We start from the raw sequence: 23,024 nt of genomic DNA on the forward strand, positions 1-23,024 counted from the left end.
GAGTCGGTTTTAGTTAGTTCGCCGTGCGCAGCAGCCGGCGGGACAGAAGCGTCGTCATCTCGCGGCGGGCGTCGCAGACGATGTGGACGTAGACCAGATCGCTCGTCACCTCGTAGATGACGCGGTTCATGCCCGAAATCAACTGGCGGTACTGATCCAAGCCGAGGTCCGTCAATTCGTCAGGGACGGAGCCACCCAGCGGGAAGGTCTCGATGGTGGCCACCGACGCCTTCAGCCTCGCCTTGGTTTCCAGCCAGGTCTTGGCGCCGAAGTTCTTCAGGACGTAGCGACGAATGATCTTGATGTCTTCCTCGGCGCCCGAGAGGAAGACGACCTTCATGCCTCGTCTTCCTTGTCCAGTTCGGCAAACACGTCGTCGGCATCACGGACGCGCCCTTGCTCAATGTCTCGCTTGCCCAGCGCCAGCAGCTTCAGCAAAGCCATCGTCTCTTGTTGCCGTTCGTAGGAGGCCACGTCCATGACGACGAGCTTGGCCTCGCCGTTTTGCGTGATCAGCATCGGCTCGCCGGTTTCTGAAATGGTCTTGACGATTTCCGCAGCGTGGCTTTTCAGATGGCTGATGGGTTTGACCTGGGTGGAGAACTTCATGGCAGCCCCTTGATTCATAGGACTGAATATAGACTTAATTCAGTCCTGTCGGCCTGCGCTTATGAACGACTCCCGTGCAGCCGGCGCAACTCAGCCGGCGACACCGCTCCGCTGCAGAACAGCGCCATGCGCAACTCCTGCTCCTGCTGGGCCATCCAGTCGTCCAGCGCGGCGTCGCCCCACAGCGCGGCCTGGATGGCCGGCTTGGCGTACCCCACGCGCTCGGCGCCCAGCGAGATCAGCTTGGCGGCGTCCAGCCCGGAGCGCACGCCACCGCTGGCCCAGGTCTCGATCTCCGGCACCAGCCGCTGCGCCGCGCGCACGGAATCCACCGTCGACTCGCCCCAGCCGGCGAAGGTGCGGGCCGCCTGGGCCTGCAGGCTGTCTTCCGGCGCCCGGCCGCCTTCGATGCGGCCCCAGTGCGTGCCGCCCAGGCCGCCCACGTCCAGCGCCGCGAGGCCCAGGCCGGGCAGCTTGGCCAGCGTGCGGGCAGAGAAGCCGCAGCCGGTTTCCTTCAGCAGCACGGGCACGTCCAGGCCTTCGCAGACGGCGCGCAGCGCGGCCAGGCCACCGCGGAACTGCGGTGCGCCGGTGGGCTGCAGGCATTCCTGCAGCGCGTTGAGGTGCACGGCCAGCGCCTGCGCCTGGGCCGACTGCATCAGCCGGCGCAGCAGCGCCAGCGGCGTGGCCACCACCTGGCTCAGGCTGAGGCTGCCGATCAGCAGCAGCTCGGGCGCCGCATCACGCAGGCGCTGCCACTGGCTCACGGCTGCGGCGAGGTCGGCCGGGCCGCCGGGCTGGCGGTGCTGCGAACTCAGGCCCATGGCCCAGCCGCGCCGGGCGCAGGCCCGGGCCAGGCGGCGGTTCAGCTCGAAGGCCTCCGGGTGGCCGGCGTTCAGGCCGACGACGTAGAACGGCGTGGCCGTGGCCTGGCCGAAGGCGTGGGCGTCCAGGTGAATGTCCTCGAAGTCCAGCTCCGGCAGCGCGTCGTGCTCCAGGTGCACGGCATCCAGGCCCGACAGCCCCGTGGCTTCGTGCTCCGGCGCGAGGGTCTGGCGCAGCACTTCATGCCAGCAGGGCTCGATAGCCGTCTGAAGCGTGACGGGCATGGCGGGCATGGCGGTGGGGAGGCGGTCGAGCGTCTGGATGTCCATGGGGGCTCCTGCTGAATCTGGAGGCGGCGCAACGATGCGCCTGCCGAGACCGCCATGGTCAGCCGCGCAGGTTGCAAGCCGGCTTCAAGGCGCAGGCCCTTTGTTTCAATCGTTTCAGCGCGGCTGCGGCGCCCGCTGTTCCCTGAGCATCCGCGCGATGGTCACCAGATTCACGGCGGCCACCACCACCTCCAGCGCCGTGCCGCCGATGGAGCCGGCGATCAGGTTGTTGGCGATCCACAGCCCCGTGCCGCAGAGCATGAGCAACCGCATCGCCACGCCCTGCAGCGTGAACAGGGCGATGGTGCCGAGACACGAGGCCGTCAGCGGCAGCCAGTCGCTGGGCTTCGTGGCGATGGCCAGGCCGAAGCCGATGTTGGCTGCGACGACGACGACCGCCACCCACACCGAGCGGGTGCGCAGGGACAGCACCGAGCGCAGCATCGACAGCAGCGAACTCGCCACCGCCGTCGGGTTGCCCAGCAGCGCGAAGTGCAGCACGTAGGCCAGGCACTCGCCGGTCATGAACCACTTGAAGCGGCGGTCGTCGGTCTGCAGGAAGCAGGCGACGCCGAGCACGAAGGCGATGTAGCCGAAGCCTTGGGCGGGGGAGAACCAGGCGGAGGCGGGCATGCAGGGGGGACGGGTTCGGGCGGGCTGCGGATTGTCCCGCCGGCGCCTCGCCAGCATTCCCAGCGGTTATGTGGGCGCATCGAATTGGCAGGCCGGGGCAGTGCTAACCCGCTGATGCGCGCACAGCGGTTTTGCAGACCATGCGATCCGTCCGCAGCTTCCGCGACACCGTCGCGCCCCGCCATGAAATCCACTCTGCATTTCGCCGTGCTGGCCCTGACGGGGCTGTTGATGGCGGCCCCCGCGCACGCGGAACTCCAGTCGCGTGCCAACGGCACGATGGTCTACGACACCGCGACCAACCTGACCTGGCTGGCCGACGCCACTGCGGGCGGGCTGCGCAGTCAGGCCGATGCCGCGCAGTGGGCTGCGGGCCTGAGCCTGGGTGGCTTCAGCGACTGGGGGCTGCCCACGGTCGCGCCGGTCAATGGCTTGTCAGTGCAGTTGGACTATTCAGAAGACGGCAGCACCGACGTCGGTCTGAACACCGCCGGCCTCAATACCGAGCTCGGCTATCTCTACCACGCGAGCCTGGGCAACACCTCTGCCGGCCTGTCGAACGCAGGCTCCTTCAGCGGCCTGGTCGACCCCGCCAACCCCGTCGGCCCGGTGTTCTGGACGGGCAGCGCCAGCGAGCCCGGCTGGGCCTTCAGCTTCTTCATGGGCATGGGCCTGCAGGACCAGCTCGCCACCGACACGCTGGCCCAGGCCTGGGCCGTGCGCGTGGGCGATGTGGCCGCCGTGCCGGAGCCGAGCGGCCTGGCGCTGTCGCTGGCCGGCGTGCTGGCCTTGGCCGCGTTCGCGCGGCGCCGTGTGACCCGGGGAGACCGAGCATGAAACGACTTGCACTTCGTGGCCTCCTCGCCCTGTGCCTGGGCCTCGCCGGCAGCGCGCAGGCCGCCTACACCGCCACGCCCAACGACTGGGCCTGCACCAACAAGGTTGGCGGCACCTGGACGCATGGCCGCGCACCGTCGGGTTGCGACGCCTCGGCCTTCGGGCCCGACAGCTTCGTGCGCGGCAACTACGCCGGCACGCTGTTCAACGATGCCTCGCCCAGTCTCACCGACGAGCGCAAGCGCTACATGCAGGCCATGTACCCGGTCATCCGCGACGCCAGCGACCGCTACCTGCGCTCGCGCAAGCCGGAGGTGTCGGCACGCGAGATGGAGGCCTTCCAGCGCGGCACGTATGCGCTGCTGCGCCAGGAGACGTTCTGGTCGCACTACCGTGACGCGCAGACGGCCGCGGGCCAGCCCTATGTGCTGAAGATGATGCGCGGCGACAGCGGCCACGGCCACGGAATGATGCAAGTCGACGACCGCTATCACTTCGTCCAGCTCCAGGAGGGCAAGGGCTGGAACATGATGCAGAACTTCACCTACGCCATCGACATCTATTTCGATGCGTGGCAGGCCGCACCGGCCGCCTGCCTGGGGGGTGTCAGTGCCCCCACGGGCACGACGGCCGAGGTCGACGCCTACTGGCGCGGCCGGGCGCGCTCGGCCTGGTCGGCCTACAACGGCGGCCCCACCAAGGTCTGCCGCTGGCAGAACGCGGCGGACGCCAACGTGGCCAAGGACAACGGCTACCGCGACAACTACGACGCGCGCCTGTGGCTGCCCGATGTGGCCGACCTCGGCCGCGCCGCCAGCATCGACGTGAACTGCCTGATGGACAACGGCCCGCTGTGCCCCGTGCCGGGCGGCGGCAGCGTGGAGCCGGGCAAGCTGCTCAAGGTGGGCAGTGCCGCCTGCGTGCTGGTGGGCGGCGCGCTGGAATGCGTGGACGATGTGCGCGACGCCGCCTGCCTGGCCGGCCGCGCCAGCTTCGACGACGCCAGCATCGACGACGCCAGCATCACGCAGGTCTACGTCGCGCAGACGGCCGGCTACACCCGCATCGACCACAACCGCCACCAGCTCTGCCGCGCCCAGGTGCCGGGTCTGCAGTCGCTGGCCAGCGCCGTGGCGACGCTGAAGCCGCTGGACCTGCGTGCCGCGCCCGACGGTGCCGTGCTGGGCCAGGCCCCGGCAGGCAGCTACCAGGTGCTGGACTTCATGGTCAAGGGTGCGGCCACGCAGACACGCCTGTACCGCATCCGCGCCAGCGTGGGCGGCACGCTGACCGACGGCTGGATCGACGCCGGCGATGCGCTCACGCATGCAGCCACGGCCGTGGCTGCCGCGCCCGCCGGCGCGGGCACCATCGCCTTCGCGGGCGACTGGGTCAGCGTCGTGCCCAACCTCAACATGCGCGCCACGCCGGGCGGCGCCTTGCTGGTGGCCATTCCGGCGGGCACGGTCGTGCAGGTCAAGGAGGTGTTCGGCACCGCCTCGGCCAACAACCTCTACTACCGCGTCGAGTACACGCACAACGACGGCCTGCTGCGTGAGGGCTGGATCTTTGCCGGCAACCTCTACCCCGCCTCCACGCTGGCCAGCTGGGCCCTGCCGGCCGCGGCACCCAGCGCGCAACGGCATGCCCACTGCCCCAACGGCACGCGCTACGACGCGCACCTGCGCCAATGCATGAGCGGCAGTTCCACCTACGGCCCCTTCACTGCCGCCGCCGTGCAGGCCTGCGTGGCCAGCGGCGGGGGTGCCGTCTGCACCGCCAACCGCGCCACCGTGGTGGACGGCGTGGCCCTCGCGATGCCCATCTGGAGCAAGGCCTTGGCGGCGGCCGCGACCGGCAACGGCGACTGCCCGCGCGGCGCCCAGCGGTCGACGGCGCACCGCTTCCACTGCACCGAGACCGTCACGCGCAGCGGCGCGGCCGAGACCGATGTCTACGGCCTCTTCGGCAGCGCCCTCGTCAATGCCTGCCTGGCGCGCTCGGGCAATGCGGCCTGGTGTCGCAGCAACCGCTGGCCGGCCGCCGCCTTCGTGGCGCTGCAGCCCTGAACGGGTATGGCGATGAAAGCCGTCTTCGCGCTCGCGGCGTTTGCTGCCTTGGCCGTGGCGGCCGGGTGGGCGCTGCGTGATGGCGGCGCGGCGCAGCCCGAGGCACCGCCGGCCCCGGTGAAGCCGCTGGCCCTCCCCGGCGGCCCTGCAGCGCTGCCGGCCACCTTGGCTGCAATGGCACCGGCGGCCAGCGAGCCCGTCAGCGCCGCAGCACTGGCCGGTGCACCGCCCGCACAGGCGCTGCGCCGCCTGGTGAGCTGCTTTGCCGCCAACAGCTGCAATACCGGGCGGCGCGGCGCGGAGGGCCTGGACGAGCACTTCGAGATCGTTGCGGCGGTGCTCGCCCAACTGGATCGCCTGGTGGCCCAGGGCGACACCGCCGAGCAGGCGGCCTGGGCCCGCGAGCTGCTGGCATTTCCCGATGGGCATGTGCAGGCCCAGGCACTGGCGCTCGCCGCCAAGCTGCCGCCTTCGGCCGAGACGACGGCGGCGGCCGTCACTGCCCTGGGGCGTATCTACGACGCCGTGCTGCTCGCCCAGGCCTACCCGGTGCTGCAACGCTGGCAGCAACTCGGCCTGTCGAGCGGCTATGACGACATGTTCGTCGGCCTCGTGCACACCGGCGGCTGGCGGGCGGCGCAGTCGGTGGCCGAAAACGTCGGCCCGTTCCTGAATGCCGGCAACGTGGGCCGCTTTGAACAGGTGGCGCGGCAGCTGCCCGCCGGTGCGCGCCAGCAGGCCCTGCTGCGCTCACTGCGCGACCATGAGCTGCAGCGCCAGGGCGGCTGAGCGCCCAGCACCCGCGCCGGCACCCGTTCAGGTGCCCATCAACTCGCCGATGGGCTTGAGCTCGTCCACGCGGGCGCACACCGCCTTCACGCTGGCCAGGATGGGCACACCCAGCAACAGGCCGCACAGGCCCCACAGCCAGCCGAAGGCCAGCACGCCGATGAACACGGTGACGGCATTCATGCGGCTGCTGCGGCTGCTGAGCCAGGGCATCAGCAGGTTGCCCGACAGCGTGTGCACGCCTAAAGCGATGCCCGCCACCAGCAGCACCATGTCGACAGTGCCGAACTGCACGAAGCTGACCAGGCTCGCGCCTCCGGCGAGCACGGTGGCGCCGACGTAGGGAATGAAGTCCAGCACGAAGGCCGTGGCACCCCAGACGGCGGCGTGCTCCAGACCCACGGCGAGGAAGGCCAGCCAGATCGACAGGCCCACCGCGGCGCTGGTGATCACCTGCACCAGCAGGTAGCGCTGCACCTGCGCGCCGATCTCGTCCAGGGTCTGCACCGTCAGCCGCCGCTTGGCAAAGGTGGGCCCGGCGATTTGCACCAGCTTGCGCCGGAAGTGGTTGCCCGAGGCCAGCAGGAAGAACGCAACGAACACCACCACCAGCGCCTGCCCCACCCCGGCCAGCAGGCCCAGCGTGCCCGTCCAGAGGTAGTCCTGCAGGTTGAAGCGCGGGCGCTCGATGACCACGCGCGTGGCGCCGCGCGAATTCGTGGTCGGCGGCCCCCCGGCCGCAGCGGCTTGCTCCAACTGCGTGGCGGCCTTCTGCACCTGGGCCAGCGCGCCATGGCTGTCCGGTCGGCGTGCCGCCATGGCGGCGCGCACCTTCTCGGTCGCTGCCGGCAGCGATTGCAGCAGCGCACTGGCATCGTCGCTCAGCGTGTAGGCCGTCCAGCCGAAGCCGCCCACCAGGCTCATCAGCAGCAGCGCGGCCGCCAGCGCGCGCGGCAGGCGCAGCCGTTCCAGGCGGTCCACCAGCGGGGCGAGCGCATGGCTGAGCATGACGCCCAGCAGCACCGGCACGAACACCGCGCTCGCCCAATGCAATGTGTAGAGCACGGCCAGCAGTGCCAGCACCGCCAGCGAGAAGCTGCGCACACGCACAGGCGCAATCACCGGTAGCCGCTGAACCGGCGGCGGCGCCTCGCTGGCCACATCGGCTTTGTCGTGTGTTGTTGTGATGTGCATGCCAAAGCGTAACGCTGGCCCCGCGCCGCGTGGGCTCGATCATGCGTGCTTGCGGCGTCCTCCGACACGCCGGCGAAGCGCAGGCCGACACGGCGCAGCAGCGCCCGTCACCGACCCTGTCCAGATGCGTTTTCTCGTCCGCCAATTTGCCCGCCAGACCGCCCGCGTCCTGCATGACCCCCTGGGTTTCGTCTGGCAGGTGCTCAAGTCCTTCCGCGCCAACCAGGGGCTGTTGCTGGCCGGCGCGGTGGCTTATTACGCGCTGCTGTCCATCGTGCCGCTGCTCATCCTCAGCGTGATTGCCTTGTCGCACTGGATAGAGCAGGCGCGGCTGCTGCAGACGGTGGGCCGTTACCTCGAGTGGCTGCTGCCGGGCCAGTCCGCCGCCGTGGTGGCCGAGCTGGCGCGCTTCCTGGCGCACCGCGACCTGCTGGGCTGGGTGCTGCTCGGCAGCATGCTGTTCTTCAGCTCGCTGGCGTTCTCGGTGTTGGAGAGCGCGATGCAGGGCATCTTTCATCACCGCCGCAAAACCAACCGCCGGCACTTCCTCGTCTCGGCCCTCATTCCCTACGTCTACATCCTGTCGCTGAGCGTGGGCCTGCTGCTGGTGACGCTGGTGGCCGGCAGCTTCCAGGCGCTGGGTCAGCGGGAGGTGGAGTTCCTGGGCTACAGCTGGTCCTTGCACGGCGTGTCGGGCCTGATGCTCTACCTGCTCGGTTTCGCCGGCGAGGTGTTCGTGCTGGCCTCGGTCTACATGGTGATGCCCGGCGGCCGGCCCTCGCTGCCGCTGGCCTTCATCGGCGCACTGGCGGCGGCGCTGCTATGGGAGCTGTCGCGCCACGCGCTGGTCTGGTACTTCGGCACCCTGTCGCAGATCGGTACCGTCTACGGCTCGCTGACCACGGCCATCGCCGTGCTGCTGAGCCTGGAAATCGCGGCCACGCTGCTGCTGCTCGGGGCGCAGGTGATTGCGGAGTTCGAGCGCCTCGGCGAGGCCTAGCCTTGCCGAGGCTGGACGCAGCGACCCCGATGATGAGTGCCGACCGCGCCTGATCTGCCAGGCACGGCATTCGTCCTGTTGAACGTTCGCCCAGCGATGCCTCTGCCCGACTCCCCTCGCCCCGTCAGAACGCGCAGCCGATACGCGCTGGCGACCCTCGGCGTCATCGCCATGGGCCTCGCCTCGCGCCACTGGCACGGCCTCTTTCCCTCGGGGCTCGGCAAATACCCGGGCGATGCGCTGTGGTGCGCCATGGTGTTCTTCGCCCTGGGTGCCCTGCGGCCTGCGGCGTCAACGGCCGGCAACGCGGCGCTGGCGCTGGGCATTTCCTTCTGCATCGAGTTCCTGAAGCTCTGGCAGGCGCCCTGGCTGGTCGAAGTCCGCCACACCACGCTGGGCCACCTGGTTTTCGGCCACGTCTTCTCGTGGCAGAACCTGGTGGCCTACGCCGTCGGCGCGGCACTCGCGGCAGCTGTCGAACTGGCCGTGTTCGCGGGTATGTCACGCCTCGCGGCGAGGCGAGGCGTTTGAGGGGTCAGCTCGGCGCCTGACCGTTCTCGGCATCGGTGGCGCTGATCACCGCCTTCACCGGCTTCAGCGGCCACGCCCCGCCCGCGCTGAACGCGGCCCAGGCCCAGCTCACCCACTTCAGCAGCGACGCCGCCAGCCACAGCGCCCAGCCCAGCATCAGCGCGCGGTAGAGCCACACCGGCGCGCTGAGCACCCAGGCGCTGGCTGTGTGTTCCGTGAAGCGGTCGTTCATCCAGCCCAGCAGATAGCTGCTCGACCCCGGGCCGGCGACGAGCAGGTTGGGGTAGCCCAGCAGGCCGGTGCGCAGCACCTCCAGCAACGCGCCGATGGCGCCGAAGGTGAGTAGCACCAGCAGCAGCTGCACGGCGATGCGCAGCGCGCGGTGGCTGCTGCCGGCGCTCCAGCGGCGGCGGGCTTCCAGCGCGCCGAACCAAGCGGCCAGCAGGGCCAGCGAGCCCAGCGACACGGGCGCGACGCCCAGCGCCAGCACCAGCCAGGCCGGCCGGCCCATCAGCCCCGGCAGGCCGCGCGGTGCCAGCCAGGCCAGCACGAGCGCCATGGCGAGTGCGCCCCAGATCAGCACGGCCGGGCCGATCAGCGGGCCACCGACGGCCAGCACGATGCGGTCCTCAGGCACGTGCAGCTGCAGCGCGTCGTTGACGCCGGGCAGGCCCAGCGCCAGGCCTTCGTGGCGCCACCAAGCGCCCATGCCCTCGGGCTGGCGCCAGCGGATCACGGTGCGCTGCGCGCCGGGCGTCAGCGGCAGGGCCAGCGCGCCGTCGCGCAATTGCAGCGCGAGCGCGGCGTTGTTGATCGTCACGCCCAGCAGCTCGGCGCCGGCCGGCAGCCTCAGCGTGTGCGGGCCGCCGAGGCTGGTGCGCAGCGAGAGGTCGAGCTGCACGTCGGTGCTGCGTTCGCCCGGCGTCACGGTGGTCTGCACGCTGTCCAGCGTCAGCGTCTGCCCGGCCACACCGGCAGGCTTGCGCACGTCCAGCTTCAGCGTCTCGCCGGGCCAGGGCCGCCATTCGGGCAGCCATTGGCCGTCCTGCTGCAGCGCTGTCGCGGCCAGGCCGGTGGCGTCGACATGCCATTGCGGCGACGCGGCGAGCGTCCAGCGCTCGACCTGGTTGGGCTCCTTGCCGGCCAGCAACGTCAGCGTGTCGACCGGCTTGAGGCTGCTGGCGATCTCGGCCGCCTCCTCGCCACCGAGCTGCAGGCTGGCGATGCCGTCGGTCACCGTCACGCCCGCGTCGCTGACGGCCTCGCCCGGCAGCAGCGCCCAGCGCACGCGCAGTGGCGCGCGGCTGGGAGCGATGCGCTCGATGCGCGTCAGCACCTGCCAACGCAGGCCCAGCTCCAGGCGGCGGTCCACGCGCACCAGCGGGGGCAGCGCGTCGCGTTGCGTGCCGGTGTCCTCGGCGCGGCCAGCCTCAGCCCCGGTCGTGGCTTCGCGGCTCAGCGTGATGGCGCCGGTGCTCTGGCCGCGCGGGTCCAGGCCGGCCAGCGTCCAGCCCTTGAGTTCGCTTTGCAGCAGGCGCGGCGGCAGTGGCAGTGCGATGTCCAGGCCGCTGGCGTTGCCCACGTCGGCGCTGAGCACGACCTGGTGCACGCCCGGCGGCACCGCAATCAGCAGGCGACCCTGGTCGTCACGCCGCGTGGCGGCGGGTTGGCCGTCCAGCGTGACGCCGCCGGGCTGCCAGCCGGTGCCCTGGCCGGGCAGCGGCACGGCCACCAGCGCCTGCGCATGGATCTCGGCGCGCAGCTGCACCGCTGAGCCCGAGGCGCTGACGAGCAGGCGCGCCAGCTCGGCGCAGCGCGGCAGGCAGTCGGGCGGCGCGGCGAGCTTGTCGCGCAGGGCCTTGAGCTGTTCTTCGCTGGGCACGGCGACCTGGGCTTCGCTCGGTTGGGGCGTCAGGGCCAGCGCCAGCAGCAGGGCGGCTGCGGCACTCGCAGCGCTGGGTGCAACGCGCGGCATGCGCGGCAGGCGAGGTGGTGTCCAGCCCGCCACGGCTGCGAGTGCCAATGCCAGCAGGGCCAGGCCGGCGAGCTTGAGCAGCGCCGTTGCCCAGGGCGGCAGCAGCCACAGGTCGAGCGTCTGTTCGGGCGTGACGGGGCCGCTCCAGCGCAGCGAGTGGGCGCGCCAGTTCCACGTCGGCACGCCGGGGCCGGTCTGCACGCGTGCGCCGGGGTCGACGCGGCCGAGGTCGCTGCCGTAGCCCGATGCCCTCTTCAGGACCGACATTTCCATCAGGATCGGTGGCGCGTGGGGTGCCGGCATGACCCGGATGCTGTCCTTGCGCTTGTCCACTTCTTCCTCCTCGACGGCCGCATCGGCGGGTGCCGCCCGTTCGGCCATGACCACGACACCGCCCTTGCGCTCCAGGCTCGGGTAGAGAGACTCCCTGATTTCATGCACCGCAAACGGCAGCAGCACGAGCAGCAGCACGCCGGCCACGGCGATGCGGCTGCGCGCAAAGATGCGCTGCGCCCGCCCGGCCGGCAGCACGCGCGCCAGCGCCGTCAACGCCAGCAGCCCGAACCACAGCGCCGCCGGCGGGCTGCCCGGCGTGTGCCAGGTCAGCGTGAGCGCCGCGCCGAGCAGCAGGCCCACACGCCAGCCCAGCAGGCGGTAGGCCGCCAGCGCGGCGAGCAGCACGAAGAAGAAGTCCCACAGCGTCCACATCGCCACCCAGGCGCCGTCGGCGTGGCTCGGGCCCTGCGCGTGCAGCAGCCGCCAGCCGGGCGGCAGCTGCAGCGTGGCGTCGAGCCGGTCGATGCTCGTGCTCCAGCCGCTGGCGGGCAGGGCGCCGTCGCGCGGCCAGCGGCTGTCGGCCTCGATGGCGGCGCTGCGCTGGCGCACCTCGAAGCCGGCCGGGCCGTCCTTGGCGAGCCGGGTGATGGGCTGGTCTTCCTCGGCCAGTGCGGCGCGGCCGAGCTGGCCGGGTGCGGCCATCGATACGCGCGAGCTGGCGGAGAGCTGGCCGTCGAAGTGGTCACTGGCCGTCAGCCCGCGGCCATCGAAGTCCAGCCACAGCCGGCGCGTCAGCGTCAGCGTGTCGGGTGCCGGCTTGGCGTTGCCGCGCTGCAGCTCGGTCAGCTTCAGCGTCTCGCCCGGCTTGAGGCGAAAGGCCGGCAGCGCGCGCCAGGCCTCGGGCATTTCCACCTGGCGCGGGTCCACGCTGGTGGCGCCTTCGGGGCGGATCTGCCGCAGCGAAGGCACGGCCTTGACGACCCAGACCTCTTCATCCGGTGCGCCCTCGGGCAGCGTCAAGGCCTGCACCGGCACGCTGAGTCGCGCATGCAGCTGGATGCGCCACTCGCCTGGTCGTGCCTGCACGATGAGGCGGCCGTCCTCCGCCAGCCGCGCGGGCAGCGGGCTGTCCAGCTGCATGGCACGCAGGCCCGGCAGCAGCGCGGCGGGCAACTCCACCGCGCGGGCGCGGCCGGCCACGCGCAGTTCGAAGGCGGTGGTGACGGTCAAGGGCAGGTCGTCGTCAATGAGGCGCACGGTCTGCACGCTGAGGCTGTCACTGGCCTCGGCCGGGCTGGCCACGGCGCGCAGCCACAGCCGCCCCTCGCTGTCGGGCGCACGGGCCTGCGTCGCGCCGTCGCTGCTCACGACGATGGTGCCCAGGCCCGCCGGCACGGCCAGGTTCTGCGGCATCTCGGCCCAGGTAACGCGGCCTTCGACGACATGCGCACCGGGCGCCAGCCACACGGCCGGGCGGCCGCCCGCCTCCGTGACGGCCAGCGCCTGGCCGCCGGCCTTGACGTCCTGCGGCCACGCGCCGGCCTCGCCGGGCAGGGCCACGCGCGCCGGGGCGCCGAAGACCTGCACGTCGAGCTTGAAGGTGGCCTCGCGCGTGCCGGCAGTGAGCTGCAGCCGGCCGGGCCACACGCACGTCGCCCCGCCCTCGGCCTGCGCGGGGCAGCCCAGCGGCGGCTGCCCCTGCTGCGCCCAGGGCAGCCAGTCGCGCAGTGCGGCGGGCAATTCGGTGGGGCCTAGCGGCGCGGCAGGCGCAAGCGGGGCCAGCGCCAGCACGGCGGCACCGATCAGGTGGATGAAACGGTTCGACGGCATGGGTTCTCCTCCGAGCACATGCTCGCAGTAGTGGCGCTGGACGCGGCTGATAGCTTGTGCTGTTTGACCACGCTCTCTAGCCCGACCGTTTGCGGCGCTTGGCAGCCTTGGCAACCGGTGCGGGCGGCGGCAAGTTCAAGATGCGCCGAACGGCGGTGACAACGTCAGGATCGTGTTGCTGCAGGTGTTGCTCGGGGTCTGCATCTGATCGGACATCGGCGAACAGGCGAAGCGCCTTGACCACCTGTGCTGCTCGCGTTCCCCATAGTTCTTGCATCAAGTCCGCGATGTCTCGCAGCAGACCCGGGTCTTTTGCTGCGAGGGCGACAGCCACAGCCATGTCCGCCAGGCGGGAAACAAGCAGCTTGTCGCTGTCGTCGGTGCTCGCAGCCGGCGCAAGATCCCATATTGTTTTCAGCGCCGGCAGAACGGCGCTCACCACAGCGTAGGCGGAAGCGCGCCCTTGCTGTTGAGAAGCTTCAGCCCAGAACTCGCCTGTCAATCGCAGGCTCTTGGCCCACCCGTCGGGCGTGGTGCGCGCAAGCAGCCATGTGTGCTTTGCGGCCAGCCCAGCCGCCTGCGGCCAGGCCTGTCCGCGTGCGGTGGCGGCAAGCCACATGTCAGGCATGCCCTGAAGCGACGGGGATTCAGGCAACGTCGAGTGCCGGGACAAGGCTTTGTCCAGGGCAATGAACACGTCGGGAAGGGGTTGCTTGACGGCCTGCAGCATCAAGAAGCCGAGCGTTGCCGCAACGAGATTGGTGAACGATGTGGAAACTCGGGGGACACGATCCGCGTGATCAAGGCTGCGCAGCGCGGCTTCCATCACGCTGCCGGTGTTTTGCCCCAGCGCGTCTTGCTGTGCCATTCCCAAGTATTGCAAGCAGACGCCAATTGCTGCGATTTCAAAAGATGGCGGGTGCAATCCCGTGGCCACCTCCTCAACTGCGCGGCCTGTCGTACATGCGGCGGCCCCGTTTTCCATCCGCAGTTCAATGTGGCCCTTGTCAATCAGGCACATCAGGTGGCGAAAGAGATGTCCCAAACGCTGGGCCAATTGAGCGCCGTATTCGGCAATCTCAAACGCGGCGGCGGGCTGATCCGTTGCAAGAAGTGCCTTGCAACTCAAGTTCGCAGCGCAGGCCTCGGCGTCCAGGCTGGTGTGTTGCTGGGCCACTGCAGCAAGCTCTGCACATGTACCGAGCGCGGCTGCATGCAGGCGTTGGCCGAGTTGCGCGCGTGCGAGTGCTTCGAGAAGTGCCATCCTGGGCTGCGGTCCACAGGTGGAAACCAAGCCTTCATTTGCCAGTTGTTGTGCGCGCTCCCACGTCTTTTGGGAAAGTGCTTCGGCACTTTCCCATGCGCAAACCTGAGTCCGCAGGTCTGTGTTCTGCGGCTGCGGGCCTGCTTGGCCGATCAGCTCCTTCATCTCCGTCATGGCCGCCGCCGAGCCCTCTGCGTCGTCTAGACAGCTGGATGAAAACTCATAGCGGGCTTGCAACGCCATCAACAGCGCATCGGTGGCGCCTGATGTCCGTGCGGCGGCGATGCCGGCGTCCAGGTCGTGCAATGCGATCTGGTCGAGCCTCTGGCGCGACGCTGCCACCGCACCGAGCGCAGCTGCGGCTGCGGCTTGCAGGGGTGTGGCTGCCTGCGTTGCGCGCGCTCGCCAGTGTGCGTATGCCTTGTCCGGCGCATCACGCAGTTGCTGTCGCAGGGCCGGGATGGTGTCAGCGTCAGCGCCGCTGAGCGCGAACCAGAACTTGTCCGGCCCATCCGTGATGCCCTCGTCGCGGAATGCCTTGTAGCCGTACTCTGCCGAACCATTGCCTAGCGGCAGCCGTCCGAAGGCCAAGGCATCTTCAAACTCGCCTTTGCCCAAATGCGTGCGGATGTGCTCTTCGCGCTCTTCAGCGGTGAAGAACCTCTCCAGCAGCTCGGCAATCGGCGCCAGGCCGCGCGACTGGCTGTAGCGCCTGCGGTAGAAGTGCACGAAGAGGCGGTCGCGCACGCGGTAGCTCTGGGCGGCGCCGATGTCGCCGTGCGGCTGCACGATGCGGCTGCGCGTGAGGTAGCTGAAGGCATCGGCCACGTGGCGCTGCTCGCCGCCAACGCGTTGGCCCAGGCTGGTCTGCGTGATGGGCTCGCCGCCGCGGATGATGGCGTCTAGCAGGCCGGCAGCTGCGGGCGGCAGGCTGTCGAGCCGGTCACGGTAGTAGTCGGCCAGGCGGTCCACCAGCTCGTCCAGCGTCTGGGCGATGGTCTGCGCGCTGGGCGACGCGAGCACGCTGCCGAGCAACTGGGCCAGGCGGGGGTTGCCACCGATGAATTCGGTGATGGCGCGGGCGCGCGCGTGCTGGGCAGGCCCCAGGGGCGGCAGGCCGTCGAGCTGGCGGCGCTTGTCGAAGTAGGCGAGCGCGGTGTCGGGGCTCCAGCTTTGGATGTCCACGGGCTTGAAGGCCTGGAACAAAGGGCGCTCGTAGTCCATGTCCACGCTGCCGGTGGCGGTGGCGACGAGCATGAAGCGCCCGCCACGGGCGTTCATCAGCTTGCGCAGCCGCTCCTCGGCCTGGCGGCGCGCGGTGGCGCTGCCGCGAGGGGCAGTCTTGAGCGCGTACTTGGCGCCGAAGAGCTTCTCGGTCAGGCTGTCGAAGTTTTCCAGCAGCACGACAGCCATGCCCTGGCCTTCGCCAAAGCGCTGATCCATGGCGGCATGGAATTCGGCAAGTGCCTGCTCCCAGGCGGCCTCGGGTTCGCGGGTGTCGATCTGCCACGTCAGGCGCTCGCTTCCGGTGCCGCTCACATGGGCCGTCACGATCTGCAGCAGCAGCTGCGGCGTGCGCAGGTTGTATTGCTCTTCGGGCAGCAGCACGCAGGCGACGCCGGCGAGCGGGGCGCAGGCCATCTGCACCATGCGCATCAGGAACGACTTTCCCGAGCCGCGCTCGCCGTAGACGATGAGGGCGGGCGGCGGCGGCTGGGGATCGGCGGCGGCCTGTTCGATGAGCGGCATGATGTCGCGCATCTCGCCGTCTCGCCCGCTGGCGAGCTGGCGCACCACGTCATCGCTCATGCGATGGGTGTTGAAGGTTTCGACGAGGTGGCGTTCGCGTTCCATGTGCGCCCTCAGTGGCTTTGAGCCCACCAGGCCACCACCAGGGTCGAGGCGGGCCGCCATTGCTCGGCAGCGTTGCGCGGCACGCGCACGCTCAGGAAGCCGTCTTCGCGCAGGATGGCCAGGGCGTCGCGCAGATCGGAGTCGTCGGCGCCTTCTGCCAGCAGGGGCCTCAGGTCGGCAAGCGCCGCGCATTGTTGAGGGTGGCGCATGGCGGCGTCGAGCAGCTTGGGCAGCAAGCTGGACAAGCCATCCGGCAGTTGACGGTAGAGCTGCAGGCGGCGGTCGAACTGGGCGTAGATGGCGGCGTCGAAGTCGGGACGCACCTTGTCGGCAAAGATCGCTTCGATGCGCGCCAGCGGCGCCGCGCGGCCGCCCACGCTGAGCTTCATGAATGCCAGGTGGATGACGGCCGGATAGTGGGCGCCGCATTCCTCCAGGCATTGCTGGCTGTGCTTGTCCGTCCAGCCTGTGGCCTCGGAGCCCGTGACCAGCCATTGGAGGTAGTCGGCCGGCTCGTCGTCTGCCAACGGCGGCACTTCGAGCAAGCCCAGGTCGTTCAGGTGTTCCGTGTGCAAGCCGTACTGACGCAGCAGCGCGGCCATCCCCACCGAGCCCAGCAGCAGCATGCGCACGCCGCGATCCCGCAGGCGGCGCAGGCTGGCCAGCAAGAGGTCGATGCGTTGGCGGCCCTGGGTGGCATCGTGCTCCAGGATGCTGCGGCACAGCCAGGGCAGTTCGTCGATCACGAGCACGACCTTGTCCTGGTGGGTCAATGTGCGTTCCAGGGCCTGCATCAACGGGCCAAAGTAGGCCTGAACGTCTGCAGAGCCTCCTGTGTGTTTGCTGATGGCATCCCGGGCGACCTGAGAAATGCCGCTGTCCGAAGTCATGGCAGTCATGAGGCGATCACTCAGTGACTTTGCATTGGCGGGGATCTTTTTCAGCATTTCCACCAACAGCGTGGCCTCGCTGGCCATGCCTTGCGCATCGATTTCGATGACGGGTGTGCCGGGTTCTTTGAGACGTAGTCGCGCACAGAGAGCGCGCGCCTCCGTGGATTTGCCCGTGCGACGCAGGCCGAACAGCCGAGCCCCGTTGCTGCGCTCGATCATGTCGTCGAACTCTTCTTCAAGCGCTGGACGAGGAAATCGGTTGCGCCCTTCGACAGCCGTGCCGAAACGAGGCGCATTTTTTGATTCGTCGGCAGTCATGAGCTTGAATTCCTTATGTATTGCATTGATGCGATATGGCAATCATGCGGCGAAATATATTTTATAGCAACAATGCAATATGTCAAAAATACAATACTGCACATTGGCACTAACCAATGTGTTGGCCGCTGAGCATCGCGTGTCAGCCGGGTTGTTGTTGACGGTTGGCGGCGAAGCGGCGCAGACGCGGCTGCGCCCTGCGCGCTTGGATTCGTAGACGGCGGTGTCGGCGCGGCCAGCAGGTCATACGCCCCCGCCACTTTCAGTGGCGCCACACCGATGGACACGATGACATTGAGCGGCGGCAGCTCGCAGGCGTTCGGCGACGCCCAAGCGCCACGTCCAGCGACGCGCCAGGCGCACGGGCCTGCGTGGTGCCGTCGCTGCTCACTGCGATGGCGCCCAGGCCGTTCGGCACGGCCAGGTGCTGCGGCGTCTGCGCCCAGCTGATGCGGCCTTCGACGACATGCGTGCCCGGCGCCAGCCACACGGCCGGGTGGCCGTCGGCCTCGGTGACGGGCAGCGCCTTGCCGCCGGCCTTCAGATCAACCGGACGGCGATGTCACTACTGTTCCTGGTTGCTTGACCTTCAACGCGGCTGCCAGCTCAGCGCCACGCTCCACCCCCTCGGCGCCGCCGGCTCGAAGAAGCGCCGGTTGGCCTCGTTGACGATGACGCTGGCGGCCGTGGCGCGGTTGAGCAGGTTGTCGGCGCGCAGGCGCCAGCGCAGGTCGGGCGTCAACGTGCCACCGAGGTTGAAGCCCCATTGGCCACCGCCCGCCGCCGATGCGGTGCCGGCGTCATCTGCGGGCAGTCGCGCACGCGCCTGCAGGCTCAGCCCCGCGTCCAGCCCCTCGCCCTGCCAGCGCAGTTCGGCGCTGCCGTAGGCGGCTGGCACGCCGGGCAGGGGCTGGCCGGTCGAAGTCACGCGGGTTAACAGGCGGGTGGCGGCGATGTCGAGGTGCCAGTCGCGAGCCAGCGGCAGTTGGGCCGCGGCTTCGAGGCCGCGACGGCGGGTTTGTGCCGCGTTGGTGAACACCGTGCGCCCACCGCCGCTGGACAGCACGCTGATCTCGTCGCGGGTGTCGGCCTGGAAGGCCGTCAGCGCCAGGCGGCGTTCGCCTTCGCCCGTTTGCTGACGGATTTCCCAACCCAGCTCGATCTGCTTGCTGCGTTGCTGGCGCAGCTCGTTGTTGAAGCCGCTGCCTTGCGATCGGTAGGCCAGCTCGGTCAACGTGGGCGACTCGGCCGCGCGGCCCAGCGCCAGCCGCAAGACCTGGCCCTCCGCCGGCCGCCACGCCAGCCCGGCCACGGGCTGCAGGCCGCTGAACTTGCGCGAGCCGCTGTCGTCGCCGTTGCTCAGGTAGCGGTCATCGCTGTCGAACTGCAGGTTGCTGGCGCGCAGGCCGGCCAGCAGCTCCCATGCGGGCGTGGGCGTCCAGCGCCACTGGGCGTAGGGCTCGCTGCTGCGGGCGCGGTTGGTTTCGTCGCGCTTGAGAGCACCGCTCTCGCCAGCCTGGTTGAGGTAGCCGCGCCGCGCGTCGCGCTGGCTCTCGATGGCCCAGCCGAGGGTCAATTCCTGCTCGGGGGCTAACGCCCAGTTCAGGCGAGCGTCCAGCCCGTTGAAGCCGCGCCGCAAGCTGATGACGCCGCCGGGGTGGCTGGGCGTGTTCTGCACGGCCAGCGGGATGGACTGCCACTGGTCCACCGCGCGACGGCCGAGCCAGCCGGCGACCTGCAGACGCAGGCGTTCATCCACGTCGCGCTGCCAGCGCAGGCCGAGCTGCTGCTGCTCGGCCGCCTTGCGGGTGTTGAAGGCGTCGGCCTGGGGTGCGGTCTGGCGCGGGTCCGCAGCGAACTGTTCGGCGGTCAGGCCCAGCGGGTCGTCGGCCGGCTGGCTTTGCAACTGCGCGACGAGCATGAACTGCTGCCCGGGCGTGCGCAGCTGCCAGCGCGCCTGGGCCAGGCGGCGTTCGCTGGCGCTGTGGGCGCGCCAGCCGTCGCGGTGGGTGGCCTGCACGGCCAGGCTCAGCGCCTGGCCTTCGGCGGGCAGGCGGTCCAGGCTCACGCTGGCCTGGCGCAGGCCGAAGGCGCCGAGGGTGAGGGCAGCTTGTTCGCGGGCTTCGGTGGGCCAGCGGCTTTGCAGCGCGATGACGCCGCCGCTGGCGCTGCCGTAGAGCGCCGAGAACGGGCCGCGCAGCACCTCCAGCGAGGCGGCGTCGGCGATCAGCCAGTGGCCGAGCTGGCCCTGGCCGTCGGGCGTGCTGGCCGGGATGCCGTCGGCCACCAGCCGCAGGCCGCGCACGCCGAAGCTGGCGCGCGCGCCGTAGCCGCGGCTGGAGAGCTGCAGGTCCTGCGCGTCGTTGCCGCGGTTGGCGGCGTAGATGCCGGGCAGGCGGGAGAGGGTGCGGGCGAGGGCCTGGGCGGGGTCCTGCGCCTCGGCGTCGCGGGCCAGCGTGGCGCCGTCGAGGCGCTCGACGGCGAGCGTGGGGGCGGTGGCGCGGCCGTGGAGGACGACGGTGTCGAGTTGGGTGGTGGCTTGTGCTGCCAGGACGGCGCAGAGGAGGAGGCTCATGGGGAAATAGCCAGCAGCACGCGAGACTGATGCCGGGATTTGCCTGCGGCGAAACCTTCGGTTTTCTGTCCCGCCAGAAAGTAGCTAAAGAGCTTCCCCGACCGCCCCGCCTCTTCGGGGTCGCCTGCGGTACTCAGACCCGACGCCGGCTGTTGGGCTTGGCTGTTGTGGCTGTTCGGCTGTTCAAGGAACTCCCCTTCTAAACCGCCGAGAAGCGCAGAAGCCCGGGGCGCGAGCAAAGCGAGCCTCAAGCTCTGACTTCGCACCCCTTTGTCTGAACGGAGCGTAGCGAAGTGAGTTGGGTGCGGCCCCGGGGTTCGAGCATCGCAGGGAACCCCGACAGGGGCGGTTTCGCAGGGGAGAGCTTTTTGCCTACTTTTTGGCGGCGCAAAAAGTAGGTCGCCCGCCGGGGCGACATCCCGGCACGGCCCTTTGCGCCAAGCCATCTCAGCGCGCAGCCGGCGCCACTGGCACCACCCGCACGACGCGCCCATGCCCCTCCAACACCAGATACAGCAGCCCATCCGGCCCTTCCCTCACATCTCGCATGCGCCCCGCATCCGCAAACAGCTTCTCCTGCTCCACCAGCCGGTCATCGGCGCCGAGCTTCACGCGCTCCAGATAGCCGAACTTCAGCGAGCCAAGAAAGAAGCTGCCCTGCCAGCTCGCACCGTACTTCGCGCTCTTGAGCTTCACCAACCCGGACGGCGCAATCGACGGCACCCACTTCACGACCGGCTGTTCCATGCCCGCCTTGGCCGCGATGCCGTCGCCGATCTTGCCGCCGCCGTAGTTCTCGCCGTAGGTGATGACGGGCCAGCCGTAGTTCAGCTTCGGCTGGATCAGATTCAGCTCATCGCCGCCCTGCGGCCCGTGCTCGGTCTGCCACAGGCGACCTTTCTCATCCAGCGTCAGACCCTGCGAGTTGCGGTGGCCGTAGCTCCAGATCTCGGGCAGCGCGCCGGGCGTCTTCACGAAGGGGTTGTCGGCAGGCACGCTGCCGTCCTTGCCCACGCGCACGATCTTGCCGAGGTGGTTGTCCAGCGTCTGGGCGCTCTGCATCTGGCTGAAGCGCTCGCCCAGGCTCAGGAAGAGCTTGCCGTCCGGCGCCTCGGCGATGCGGCAGCCGAAGTGGTTGTGGCTGGCGATCTTGGGGCTCTGGCTGAAGATGACCTTCACGTCGGTCAGGCGCTTCAGGTCGTCACTCAGCCGTGCTCGGGCCAGGGCGGTGCTGTTGGTGGTCTTGTCGGCGCTCAGTTCGCTGAAGCAGAAGTAGATCGTGCGGTTGCTCGCGAACTCGCTGTCCAGCTGCACGTCCAGCAGGCCGCCCTGGCCGGCGGCGTCCACGGCCGGCAGGCCCTGGATGGGCGCGCTGAGCTTGCCGCCCGGTTGTGCCGTTCGCATCTGGCCATCGCGCTCGGTGATGAGCAACTGGCCGTCGGGCAGGAAGGCCAGACCCCAAGGCGTCTTGAGGCCGTCGACGATGGTTTCAAGCTGCGGGGCGGCATGAGCCAGGGCGCAGCCCAGGGTCAGCACGAGGGGGAGCAGGCGCTTGTTCATCGGACTTTGGATGCGGCGGAGAAGGGGCTGCATCATCGCAGCGGTGCCCGCACGCAGCAGGCGCCGCCATGTCATTCCCACAGCGAGCCGAACAGGCTCAGGCCGGCGCTGAACAGGTCCGTCGCCAGGACGCCGCCAACGAGCCCGGCCTCGACGACGGGGCGGCCGGATTCACGCTGCGCGCGTGAGCGCTCTTTGGCCACGGCGATGAGGGCGTCGGCGATGTCGGCCGGCGCGCTGGCCGGCTGCCGGGCACCCGCGTTGGCATAGGTCTGCAGGGCCCGCTCCACGGCCTCGGGGTCCAGCAGCGAGAGCGGCGAGCGGCAGTGCGAGCAGGCGTCTTCGCGCCTCAGATCCACCGGCGCGCCGCAACTGCTGCAGTGGATGACGCCGACCTTGGCCGCAATGCTGGCGATCTCCGGCTTGGTGAGCTGGCGCACAAAGCCCTTCTCGATCATGAAGGACGCAAAGCTGCTGAAGCGCCCGTGGCGGCTCTCGCAGCGGTGCGTGATGAAGCGGCCACTGCGCACGAGGTCGAAGCCCTGCGCCAGCCGGCCACGGCATTCCGGGCAACGCAGCGCCGTGGCCAGCGGCCGGTGGGCCGCGCTGCGGTGGTGGTGGATCTCCTTGAACACCGTCGCCACCGCAGCGGGCGCCAGCTTGAGGTTCTCCAGGTGATCGAACCAGATGCCCTGGCAACCGAAGCAAAAGTCGATCTCCACCTCGCCGCTGTACTGGCCCGGCAGCACATGCAGCTGCATCGCGTCGTTGCAGGAGGGGCAGGGGCGAGCGGTCGGCGTCGGCATCGTAGGAAGTCAGTTGGCGTGCGGGCGTGATTCTGCGGCCCGATTTGCAACCGAGGGATGTCGCCGCTGCGCGCCAGCTGCTGCAATGCGGGCCTTTTCATCCAGGCCCGAGGCCCTGTCATCCCATGCATCACTCCCGTTCGATTCGACCCGGCGCCCTGCTGGCGGCGCTGTCCCTCGCTGCTGGCGCCTGTGGCGCTGCGCCGGTCATCCAGGTCAACCCGGGCCTCTGGGCCGCCGACAGCGAGATCTGGATCAACGGCCAGTCAATGAAACCCGGCCTGCAGGCGCTGCGGGCCAAGGTGCGCAGCGGCCTCAGCGACGAACAGAAGGCGGAGATGGACCGCCGGCAGGCTGCGGAGAAGCAGTCCTGCCTGACACCGGCGCAGTCGCGCATCGACCTGTCGGCCTACCTGGAGAAGTCGCTGAGCGACACCGGCGGCCCGTGGAAGTGCGAGGTCAACGCCAGCAAGCTGGACGCCACGGCCGCAGCCGGCAGCTACGCCTGCCGCACGGGCGGTGGCGGGCTGACGCAGGGTAAGTTCTCCGCCACCTACGGCCCCACCAGCTATCGATTCGAGCTGAATGGCCGCGGCAACGCGGTGGACGGCCGCACCGGCAATGCGATCAGCGCCACCGAGATGGACCAGCGCATGCTGGCCACGGGCCGCTGGCTCGGCGGCTCCTGCTCATAAGGACGAAAGCTGCGGGCCGAGCGCCGGGTGCCCCCAGCCGGCCCGCCGGGCAACGTGCTTGCGGCCCGATGCCAGGCGAAGGGCTGCGGTCCCGCCGCAACGCGGTCTGCAAGACCGCCCAGACTCACTCGCGTGCAGCGTCCACACGAGCGCCTTTCGTTG

17 protein-coding genes are annotated in these 23,024 nt (G+C 69.8%); 6 read left to right on the forward strand and 11 right to left on the reverse strand.

All coding sequences use genetic code 11. The features are described 5' to 3' along the window. Positions 1-13: 13 nt before the first annotated feature. The 4 genes from ABIS05_RS07585 to ABIS05_RS07600 form a co-directional block, all read right to left on the reverse strand. The gene (locus ABIS05_RS07585) at positions 14-340 is read right to left on the reverse strand and encodes a type II toxin-antitoxin system RelE/ParE family toxin (protein WP_348010697.1); all 327 of its coding nucleotides are present in this window, start codon (positions 338-340) and stop codon (positions 14-16) included. After that, positions 337-609 (reverse strand): type II toxin-antitoxin system Phd/YefM family antitoxin, encoded by a 273-nt coding sequence (locus tag ABIS05_RS07590; protein WP_348010698.1) that lies wholly within the window; start codon positions 607-609, stop codon positions 337-339. Before ABIS05_RS07590 ends, ABIS05_RS07585 begins: the two co-directional genes overlap by 4 nt. 59 nt (positions 610-668) lie before the next feature. Next, positions 669-1,763 (reverse strand): alpha-hydroxy-acid oxidizing protein, encoded by a 1,095-nt coding sequence (locus ABIS05_RS07595; protein ID WP_348010699.1) that lies wholly within the window; start codon positions 1,761-1,763, stop codon positions 669-671. A gap of 114 nt (positions 1,764-1,877) precedes the next feature. Then, positions 1,878-2,396, reverse strand: coding sequence for a YgjV family protein (locus ABIS05_RS07600; protein WP_348010700.1), 519 nt, complete (start codon positions 2,394-2,396; stop codon positions 1,878-1,880). 183 nt (positions 2,397-2,579) lie between these two features. On the opposite strand from ABIS05_RS07600, the gene ABIS05_RS07605 reads away from it, so the two are divergent. Genes ABIS05_RS07605 through ABIS05_RS07615 form a run of 3 tightly spaced genes read left to right on the forward strand, consistent with a single transcriptional unit; the run spans position 2,580 to position 6,091 of the window. Next, the gene (locus ABIS05_RS07605; RefSeq protein WP_348010701.1) at positions 2,580-3,233 is read left to right on the forward strand and encodes a PEP-CTERM sorting domain-containing protein; all 654 of its coding nucleotides are present in this window, start codon (positions 2,580-2,582) and stop codon (positions 3,231-3,233) included. Next, positions 3,230-5,302 (forward strand): hypothetical protein, encoded by a 2,073-nt coding sequence (locus ABIS05_RS07610; protein ID WP_348010702.1) that lies wholly within the window; start codon positions 3,230-3,232, stop codon positions 5,300-5,302. Before ABIS05_RS07605 ends, ABIS05_RS07610 begins: the two co-directional genes overlap by 4 nt. 12 nt (positions 5,303-5,314) lie before the next feature. After that, entirely contained in the window at positions 5,315-6,091 is a 777-nt protein-coding gene (locus ABIS05_RS07615; RefSeq protein ID WP_348010703.1) for a hypothetical protein, read from the forward strand. Between the two features lie 27 nt (positions 6,092-6,118). On the opposite strand, the gene ABIS05_RS07620 is transcribed toward ABIS05_RS07615, so the two are convergent. Further along, complete coding sequence (locus ABIS05_RS07620) at positions 6,119-7,285, reverse strand: AI-2E family transporter (protein WP_348010704.1); 1,167 nt, start codon at positions 7,283-7,285, stop codon at positions 6,119-6,121. A gap of 124 nt (positions 7,286-7,409) precedes the next feature. Between ABIS05_RS07620 and ABIS05_RS07625 the strand changes: the two genes are divergently transcribed. Both ABIS05_RS07625 and ABIS05_RS07630 read left to right on the forward strand, forming a co-directional pair. Continuing rightward, on the forward strand, positions 7,410-8,285 hold the full coding sequence (locus ABIS05_RS07625) for a YihY/virulence factor BrkB family protein (RefSeq protein WP_348010705.1): 876 nt from the start codon (positions 7,410-7,412) through the stop codon (positions 8,283-8,285). A gap of 96 nt (positions 8,286-8,381) precedes the next feature. Then, the gene (locus ABIS05_RS07630) at positions 8,382-8,816 is read left to right on the forward strand and encodes a DUF2809 domain-containing protein (protein ID WP_348010706.1); all 435 of its coding nucleotides are present in this window, start codon (positions 8,382-8,384) and stop codon (positions 8,814-8,816) included. A gap of 4 nt (positions 8,817-8,820) precedes the next feature. Here the strand turns inward: ABIS05_RS07630 and ABIS05_RS07635 are convergent, their stop codons facing one another. The 6 genes from ABIS05_RS07635 to ABIS05_RS07660 all read right to left on the reverse strand — a co-directional run bounded on the left by ABIS05_RS07635 (position 8,821) and on the right by ABIS05_RS07660 (position 22,167). Next, a complete protein-coding gene (locus ABIS05_RS07635; protein ID WP_348010707.1) occupies positions 8,821-12,897 on the reverse strand; it encodes a hypothetical protein in 4,077 nt (1,358 codons plus the stop codon). 76 nt (positions 12,898-12,973) lie between these two features. After that, positions 12,974-15,922 (reverse strand): hypothetical protein, encoded by a 2,949-nt coding sequence (locus ABIS05_RS07640; RefSeq protein ID WP_348063235.1) that lies wholly within the window; start codon positions 15,920-15,922, stop codon positions 12,974-12,976. 101 nt (positions 15,923-16,023) lie between these two features. Beyond that, a complete protein-coding gene (locus ABIS05_RS07645; protein WP_348010710.1) occupies positions 16,024-17,226 on the reverse strand; it encodes a hypothetical protein in 1,203 nt (400 codons plus the stop codon). A gap of 589 nt (positions 17,227-17,815) precedes the next feature. Next, the gene (locus tag ABIS05_RS07650) at positions 17,816-19,801 is read right to left on the reverse strand and encodes a TonB-dependent receptor domain-containing protein (protein WP_348010711.1); all 1,986 of its coding nucleotides are present in this window, start codon (positions 19,799-19,801) and stop codon (positions 17,816-17,818) included. Between the two features lie 447 nt (positions 19,802-20,248). Continuing rightward, positions 20,249-21,361 carry a PQQ-dependent sugar dehydrogenase gene (locus ABIS05_RS07655; protein ID WP_348010712.1) on the reverse strand — a complete coding sequence of 371 codons (1,113 nt, stop codon included), beginning with the start codon at positions 21,359-21,361 and terminating at the stop codon, positions 20,249-20,251. A gap of 71 nt (positions 21,362-21,432) precedes the next feature. Next, positions 21,433-22,167 carry a zf-TFIIB domain-containing protein gene (locus tag ABIS05_RS07660; RefSeq protein ID WP_348010713.1) on the reverse strand — a complete coding sequence of 245 codons (735 nt, stop codon included), beginning with the start codon at positions 22,165-22,167 and terminating at the stop codon, positions 21,433-21,435. 125 nt (positions 22,168-22,292) lie between these two features. On the opposite strand from ABIS05_RS07660, the gene ABIS05_RS07665 reads away from it, so the two are divergent. Then, positions 22,293-22,862, forward strand: coding sequence for a DUF3617 family protein (locus tag ABIS05_RS07665; protein ID WP_348010714.1), 570 nt, complete (start codon positions 22,293-22,295; stop codon positions 22,860-22,862). Positions 22,863-23,024: the final 162 nt, after the last annotated feature.

Source organism: Roseateles sp. (genome assembly GCF_039929605.1).
Classification (GTDB): Bacteria; Pseudomonadota; Gammaproteobacteria; order Burkholderiales; family Burkholderiaceae_C; genus Pelomonas.

What these genes read in the sequence shown, in the direction of transcription:
- ABIS05_RS07585 (WP_348010697.1), bottom strand. Translation starts at nt 340, where the DNA reads ATGAAGGTCGTCTTCCTCTCGGGCGCCGAGGAAGACATCAAGATCATT.
- ABIS05_RS07590 (WP_348010698.1), bottom strand. Translation starts at nt 609, where the DNA reads ATGAAGTTCTCCACCCAGGTCAAACCCATCAGCCATCTGAAAAGCCAC.
- ABIS05_RS07595 (WP_348010699.1), bottom strand. Translation starts at nt 1,763, where the DNA reads ATGGACATCCAGACGCTCGACCGCCTCCCCACCGCCATGCCCGCCATG.
- ABIS05_RS07600 (WP_348010700.1), bottom strand. Translation starts at nt 2,396, where the DNA reads ATGCCCGCCTCCGCCTGGTTCTCCCCCGCCCAAGGCTTCGGCTACATC.
- ABIS05_RS07605 (WP_348010701.1), top strand. Translation starts at nt 2,580, where the DNA reads ATGAAATCCACTCTGCATTTCGCCGTGCTGGCCCTGACGGGGCTGTTG.
- ABIS05_RS07610 (WP_348010702.1), top strand. Translation starts at nt 3,230, where the DNA reads ATGAAACGACTTGCACTTCGTGGCCTCCTCGCCCTGTGCCTGGGCCTC.
- ABIS05_RS07615 (WP_348010703.1), top strand. Translation starts at nt 5,315, where the DNA reads ATGAAAGCCGTCTTCGCGCTCGCGGCGTTTGCTGCCTTGGCCGTGGCG.
- ABIS05_RS07620 (WP_348010704.1), bottom strand. Translation starts at nt 7,285, where the DNA reads ATGCACATCACAACAACACACGACAAAGCCGATGTGGCCAGCGAGGCG.
- ABIS05_RS07625 (WP_348010705.1), top strand. Translation starts at nt 7,410, where the DNA reads ATGCGTTTTCTCGTCCGCCAATTTGCCCGCCAGACCGCCCGCGTCCTG.
- ABIS05_RS07630 (WP_348010706.1), top strand. Translation starts at nt 8,382, where the DNA reads ATGCCTCTGCCCGACTCCCCTCGCCCCGTCAGAACGCGCAGCCGATAC.
- ABIS05_RS07635 (WP_348010707.1), bottom strand. Translation starts at nt 12,897, where the DNA reads ATGCCGTCGAACCGTTTCATCCACCTGATCGGTGCCGCCGTGCTGGCG.
- ABIS05_RS07640 (WP_348063235.1), bottom strand. Translation starts at nt 15,922, where the DNA reads ATGCGCGACATCATGCCGCTCATCGAACAGGCCGCCGCCGATCCCCAG.
- ABIS05_RS07645 (WP_348010710.1), bottom strand. Translation starts at nt 17,226, where the DNA reads ATGACTGCCGACGAATCAAAAAATGCGCCTCGTTTCGGCACGGCTGTC.
- ABIS05_RS07650 (WP_348010711.1), bottom strand. Translation starts at nt 19,801, where the DNA reads ATGAGCCTCCTCCTCTGCGCCGTCCTGGCAGCACAAGCCACCACCCAA.
- ABIS05_RS07655 (WP_348010712.1), bottom strand. Translation starts at nt 21,361, where the DNA reads ATGAACAAGCGCCTGCTCCCCCTCGTGCTGACCCTGGGCTGCGCCCTG.
- ABIS05_RS07660 (WP_348010713.1), bottom strand. Translation starts at nt 22,167, where the DNA reads ATGCCGACGCCGACCGCTCGCCCCTGCCCCTCCTGCAACGACGCGATG.
- ABIS05_RS07665 (WP_348010714.1), top strand. Translation starts at nt 22,293, where the DNA reads ATGCATCACTCCCGTTCGATTCGACCCGGCGCCCTGCTGGCGGCGCTG.